The sequence below is a fragment of the Frankia sp. EI5c genome, assembly GCF_001636565.1.
Lineage (GTDB): Bacteria > Actinomycetota > Actinomycetes > Frankiales > Frankiaceae > Parafrankia.
Map to the genome: position 1 here is coordinate 1 of NZ_LRTK01000109.1, position 5,181 is coordinate 5,181.

3 protein-coding genes and 11 pseudogenes are annotated in these 5,181 nt (G+C 71.8%); 12 read left to right on the forward strand and 2 right to left on the reverse strand.

Features of this window, described 5'->3' with window-relative positions:
- Nucleotides 1-554: 554 nt before the first annotated feature.
- From UG55_RS43640 to UG55_RS48230, 6 genes and pseudogenes are all read left to right on the forward strand, one after another.
- Nucleotides 555-1,013 (forward strand): trehalase-like domain-containing protein (locus UG55_RS43640; RefSeq protein ID WP_242425091.1); only part of this gene is annotated, 459 nt, incomplete at its 3' end.
- Between the two features lie 95 nt (nt 1,014-1,108).
- Nucleotides 1,109-1,873: pseudogene (locus UG55_RS43645) on the forward strand (glycoside hydrolase family 15 protein); the annotation flags it as partial.
- Between the two features lies 1 nt (nt 1,874).
- Nucleotides 1,875-2,145: pseudogene (locus UG55_RS43650) on the forward strand (glycoside hydrolase family 15 protein); the annotation flags it as partial.
- Between the two features lies 1 nt (nt 2,146).
- Nucleotides 2,147-2,283, forward strand: a pseudogene (locus UG55_RS43655) (glycoside hydrolase family 15 protein); the annotation flags it as partial.
- A 1-nt stretch (nt 2,284) separates the two neighbouring features.
- Nucleotides 2,285-2,349 (forward strand): annotated as a pseudogene (locus tag UG55_RS48225) (hypothetical protein); the annotation flags it as partial.
- Between the two features lies 1 nt (nt 2,350).
- A pseudogene (locus UG55_RS48230) lies at nt 2,351-2,483 on the forward strand (hypothetical protein); the annotation flags it as partial.
- Nucleotides 2,484-2,647: 164 nt separating this feature from the next.
- Here UG55_RS48230 and UG55_RS25080 read toward each other — a convergent pair.
- Nucleotides 2,648-2,914: a cell division protein CrgA gene (locus UG55_RS25080; protein ID WP_066073987.1), complete on the reverse strand. Its 267-nt coding sequence runs from the start codon at nt 2,912-2,914 to the stop codon at nt 2,648-2,650.
- Between the two features lie 261 nt (nt 2,915-3,175).
- On the opposite strand from UG55_RS25080, the gene UG55_RS25085 reads away from it, so the two are divergent.
- The 6 genes and pseudogenes from UG55_RS25085 to UG55_RS43690 form a co-directional block, all read left to right on the forward strand.
- On the forward strand, nt 3,176-3,940 hold a 765-nt coding region (locus tag UG55_RS25085; RefSeq protein WP_242425092.1), incomplete at its 3' end, for a DUF881 domain-containing protein.
- A 1-nt stretch (nt 3,941) separates the two neighbouring features.
- Nucleotides 3,942-4,045: pseudogene (locus UG55_RS43660) on the forward strand (hypothetical protein); the annotation flags it as partial.
- Nucleotides 4,046-4,179: 134 nt separating this feature from the next.
- Nucleotides 4,180-4,323 (forward strand): annotated as a pseudogene (locus UG55_RS43665) (aminodeoxychorismate/anthranilate synthase component II); the annotation flags it as partial.
- Nucleotides 4,324-4,379: 56 nt separating this feature from the next.
- A pseudogene (locus UG55_RS43680) lies at nt 4,380-4,551 on the forward strand (gamma-glutamyl-gamma-aminobutyrate hydrolase family protein); the annotation flags it as partial.
- A gap of 1 nt (nt 4,552) precedes the next feature.
- A pseudogene (locus UG55_RS43685) lies at nt 4,553-4,654 on the forward strand (aminodeoxychorismate/anthranilate synthase component II); the annotation flags it as partial.
- A gap of 1 nt (nt 4,655) precedes the next feature.
- A pseudogene (locus UG55_RS43690) lies at nt 4,656-4,830 on the forward strand (aminodeoxychorismate/anthranilate synthase component II); the annotation flags it as partial.
- Between the two features lie 44 nt (nt 4,831-4,874).
- Here UG55_RS43690 and UG55_RS29280 read toward each other — a convergent pair.
- Nucleotides 4,875-5,181 (reverse strand): annotated as a pseudogene (locus UG55_RS29280) (serine/threonine-protein kinase); the annotation flags it as partial.

Sequence of the window (5,181 nt, forward strand, 5' to 3'; positions counted from 1 at the left end):
ACAGCAGGTGCCGTCGGTGTAGTCCGTCCACGTAGTCGAGGCCGCCCGCCGTCAGCCGCAGCATCGGCCGGCGCACGGCGTCACGGCCGCCCAGACCCACCAGGCCCAGTCCGACCAGCCNGACGAGCAGGCGGCCGGCGTTGTCCAGCGANGCCACCCGCCAGGCAAGGTCCTCGACCGCCGCGACGACGAGCAGCAGGACCCCGCCCGCCGCGCAGACCACGCACCGCTTGAGCGCGGGGGACCACGAGTGCTCGGCCGTCTGCATGGTCATTCCCTCAGCCAACCACGGGTGCCGCCCACCGTTCGTCCCCCCCGCCGTCCGTCCCGCCCACCCGCTGCCGCCGCCGCTCGGGCGGGAGTGTCACCTTGGCGACGCAACGGCACGGGCGCTTGCGTGACCNCAAGTCGTGGTTACGATTCGCGTTCTTGGCTTTACCTGAAGTGTCGATCTCGNTCGAGACGGTCGGCCGGCAGGCTATGGGCCCGCGACCCGTCGCGGAGCCGAGCCGCGTCTGGCCGCGTCGAGCGGTTGGCGTGGCGAAGGGGGAACGGTGGCGAACATACCTACGCGACGCGGTGGGGGCAGCCCGTTCCCGCCGATCGCCGAGTACGGGTTCCTCTCCGACTGCGAGTCGAACTGCCTGGTGGCGCCGAGTGGCAACGTGGAGTGGATGTGCGTGCCGCGGCCGGACGCGCCGAGTGTCTTCGGCGCGGTCCTCGACCGCTCCGCGGGCGGCTTCCGCTTCGGACCGGACCGGACATTCATCCCGGCCGGGCGGCGCTACCTGCCGGGCACCAACGTCCTGGAGACCACCTGGCAGACACCGACCGGCTGGCTGATCGTCACGGACTGCCTGGTTGTCGGCAAGTGGCACCGGACCCACCGGCGTTCCCGGACCCACCGCCGCACGCCCGGGGACTGGGACGCCGACCACGTGCTGCTACGCCTCGCGCGCTGCGAGCACGGCGACGTCGATCTGAGTCTCGTCTGCGAGCCCAACTTCGACTACNGGCGGAGTCCGGAGTCGTGGCGGTACGAAGGCGAGGACTACTCGACCGGAGCGATCTCCCACGCCGGTTCGCGTACCGACCCGTCGTCGGCCGNCTCGCTGCGGCTGCGCACCGATCTGCGCCTAGGGTTCGACGGGCGCCGCGCCCTGGCGAGGACGACCCTGCGGGAGGGGGACACCGCATTCGTGGCCCTGACCTGGCGCGCGGAGGACCCGCTGCTGCCCCACAGCTACCAGGAGGCCTGCGCGGCGGTGGAGAGCACCACCGAGTTCTGGCGGCAGTGGCTGTCCCGCGGGACGTTCCCGGACCATCCATGGCGCGGGCACCTGCAGCGCAGTGCCCTCGCGCTCAAGGGGCTCACCTACGCCCCGACCGGCGCGCTGCTCGCCGCCGCGACGACCTCACTGCCGGAGACGCCCCAGGGTGAACGCAACTGGGACTACCGCTACAGCTGGATCCGGGATTCGACGTTCGCGCTCTGGGGGCTCTACACGCTGGGTCTGGACTACGAGGCGAACGACTTCTTCTCGTTCATCGCCGATATCGCCGAGAACGCCGACGACCTCCAGGTCATGTACCGGGTCGGCGGCGAGCCGAGGATAGACGAGGAGATTCTCGGACACCTTTCCGGCTACGACGGCGCCACCCCCGTCCGGGTGGGCAACGAGGCGGCGAAGCAGCGCCAGCACGACGTGTGGGGGGTCATCCTCGATTCGGTCTATCTGCACACCCGCTCGCGGGACTATCTTTCCGAGCGGCTCTGGCCGGTGCTGGTGCGCCTGGTCGAGGCGGCCGCGGCCCACTGGCGGGAGCCCGACCGGGGGATGTGGGAGGTCCGCGGCGAGCCGCGGCATTTCACNACGTCGAAGATGTTGTGCTGGGTGGCGCTGGACCGTGGCCGGCGGCTCGCCCAGATGCGCGGGGACCACACCGCCGCCGAGCGGTGGAGCGGGATCGCCGCCGAGATCCATGCCGACGTGCTGGCCAACGGTCTCGACGACCGCGGGGTGTTCACCCAGTACTACGGCTCGACGTCGCTGGACGCCTCGGTGCTTCTCGTGCCGCTGCTCGGTTTCCTGCCGGCGACGGATGACCGGGTCAAGGCGACCGTGCTGGCCATCGCGGACGAACNGACGGTGGACGGCCTCGTCCTGCGGTACCGCACCGACGAGACCGACGACGGGGTCGAGGGCGAGGAGGGTGCCTTCCTCATCTGCTCGTTCTGGCTGGTCTCGGCGCTGGTGGAGATCGGTGAGGTGACCCGGGCGCNCCAGCTCTGCGAACGGTTGCTCAGCCTGTCGAGCCCGCTCGATCTGTACGCGGAGGAGCTCGACCNGGCAGATGGCCGCCACCTGGGCAACTTCCCGCAGGCGTTCACCCACCTGGCACTGATCAACGCTGTCATGTACGTGATCAGGGCCGAGGGTGGTGACTCCTACTCCTACTCCCGACCGGCACCCACCGGATGACCCCCTGGCGCGGGGTTGGCAGGTCGGGCATAAGGGTTCCGGGCGATGGATATCCACATTGTGGACAACGGTTGTGGATGAATGACACCGATGCAAGTCACACCGATGGTGCGGACCGCCGCCAGGGCGGTACGCGCCACCGGGTGGCCGGTGTCATCGCGCGGTCAGCGCCACTGGGTCGACACCGCGAGGCCGACGACCACGAACCCGAAACCGATGAGGATGTTCCAGCCGCCGAGGCTCTCCATCCCCAGCACGCCGCCGTTGGAGAAGTAGTAGACCAACAGATAGGCGATGCCGATCAGGAAGAACGCCAGGATCATCGCGCCGAACCACGGCGGTGACGGCGGCTTGCGCTTCGGCGTGCGGGTGCTGCCCTGGGGGGCGGGCGCCGTCGTCTTCTTTGGCTTCCGGCGTCGGGATTCGGGCACTGCGGACTCCTCGTGACCAGGCTCGCCCGGCGCGCCGGGCAGGTCACCTGACCGGCGTCATCGGGAAGTTCGTCACCAGGGTAGACATGGTGACCGGGTGGAAGCCGTGCGGGCGCCGCCGCCGTGTCCCGCGTCGGGCGGCCCGCCAACGGTGATCGCGTTGTGATCCGGGGCGTAGCCTGCGGCGGAACGAGGACGACGGTGCCCGGGCGGGATGGCGAAGGCCCGGAGCACGACGGACGACTTGACCGGCGGGATGACATGACCGGCAGAACGGCAGACCAGACAGCGGCGGCGGACCAGGCGGAACCCGGCGGTGCCGCGGGGCTCGGCGGTGCCGTCGGGCAGGCTGGCGGGCGCGGGCGGCCGATGTTGTGGCGGGTCTCGGCCGGCGTGCTGGCCGCGGGTGTCAGTGCGCTCGTGGCCGCGGCGGTGGTGACAGCTCCCGCCGGGGGGCGGGCGGGGGGAGCGGGTGTCGTCAGCGCCGCGGCCTTCGCGGCCGAGGACCGCCGGCGCCTCGCCGAGGACGAGGAGCGGGTCCGAGCCGGACTGGACGCGCTGGCGACCGCTCCAGTGTCTCCCGGTGTCCGTGCCACACCCTCGCCGACACCTCCCACACCGGCCGCCGCCGCGCCCACTCCGGCGGATCCGCTCCTTCGGCGTGCCGAGCTCGCGGCCCAGGTGGGGCTCACCGCCGTGCGTGGGCCCGCGGTGACCATCGAGCTGGACGACGCCCCGCGGGAGAGCCGGGGGCGGCCGCTGCCCGCCGGGGTGCGCTCGCCCGGCCCGAACGACCTGGTCGTGCACCAGCAGGACGTGCAGGCCGTGGTGAACGCGCTGTGGTCGGGTGGCGCCGAGGCCATGGCCATCATGGGCCACCGGGTGACCCCCCGGACGGCGGTGCGGTGTGTGGGCAACACGCTGCTGCTGGCGGGCCGGGTGTACTCACCGCCTTTCCGGATCAGCGCCATCGGCGATCAGGTGGCGCTGTACGACGCGCTGGACACCGATCCCCGGGTTCAGCTGNACCGGGACTACGTGACGGCCTACGGTCTCGGGTACCGCGTCACGGCCGAGGCGGACCTTGTCGTGCCCGCCTACAGCGGTGGCCCGCTGACCGACGTCGGCTGACCGCGGCCGGCGGGTCTCGGGCGGGCCCTGCNGTCAGGCAGGATGGATCCAGCACCCGAGGGCGCACACCGCGCCCGGTTTCCCGCTCCGCCCGGCGGCCGACCCACCGGGTGCCGTGCTCCCCGGGAGGTCCGATGCGGATCCTGGTCGTCGACAACTACGACTCGTTCGTCTTCAACCTGGTGCAGTACCTCGGCCAGTTGGAGACCGAGTGTGTGGTCCGGCGGAACGACGAGATCGACCCGGCCGAGCTTGACGGGCTCGGTGTCGACGGTGTCNTGCTCTCCCCGGGGCCGGGCACACCCGAGGCCGCCGGGGNGAGCATCCCGATGGNGCATGCCTGTGCCGACCGCGGCCTGCCGATGCTCGGCGTCTGCCTGGGGCATCAGGCGCTCGGTGTCGCCTACGGCGCCACGGTCGACCGCGCGCCGGAGCTACTGCACGGTAAGACCTCGATCGTCCATCATGAGCGCGTCGGCGTGCTGGCCGATCTTCCCTCGCCCTTCNCCGCGACGCGGTATCACTCACTGGCCGTGGAGGAGCACACCCTGCCCGACCAGATTCAGGTGACCGCGCGCACCGAGAGCGGGGTCGTCATGGCCATGCGGCNCCGTGAGCTGCCACTCGAAGGCGTCCAGTTCCACCCCGAGTCGGTACTGACCCAGGGTGGGCACCTGATGCTGGCCCGCTGGCTCGACGCCTGCGGTGACGGCGGGGCGGCACTGCGGCTCGCGCCCGCGCTGTCCGCCGAGGTCGAGACGCTGCGCCTGGCCGCGTTCGCCTGACCGGGCCTCGGGGCGGGCTGGCTGCCCCGAGGCCGTGACCGAACTCAGCCGCTGTTGCGGAACCGCCCGAGACTCAGCGGTGTCTGGCTGCCCTGCGTCGGTGCGGTCGTGGTCGCCGGCGGGGTGGTCGCCGGGGGCGTGGTGTTCGGCGGCGGTGTCGTCGTCTCCGGTGTCGGCGTCACCTCGGGCTCGCCGGTGCCGCGGGTCGTGGCCGGCGCGGTCGGCGTCTGCTGGCCCTCCTGCACCACGAAGAGGGTCACGGTGGCACCGCGGCTGACGTTGCCACTGGCCGGGCTCTGGTTGGCGACGGTCCCCGCTCGCTTGGAGGGGTCCTGGATCGGCCGCTGGGTG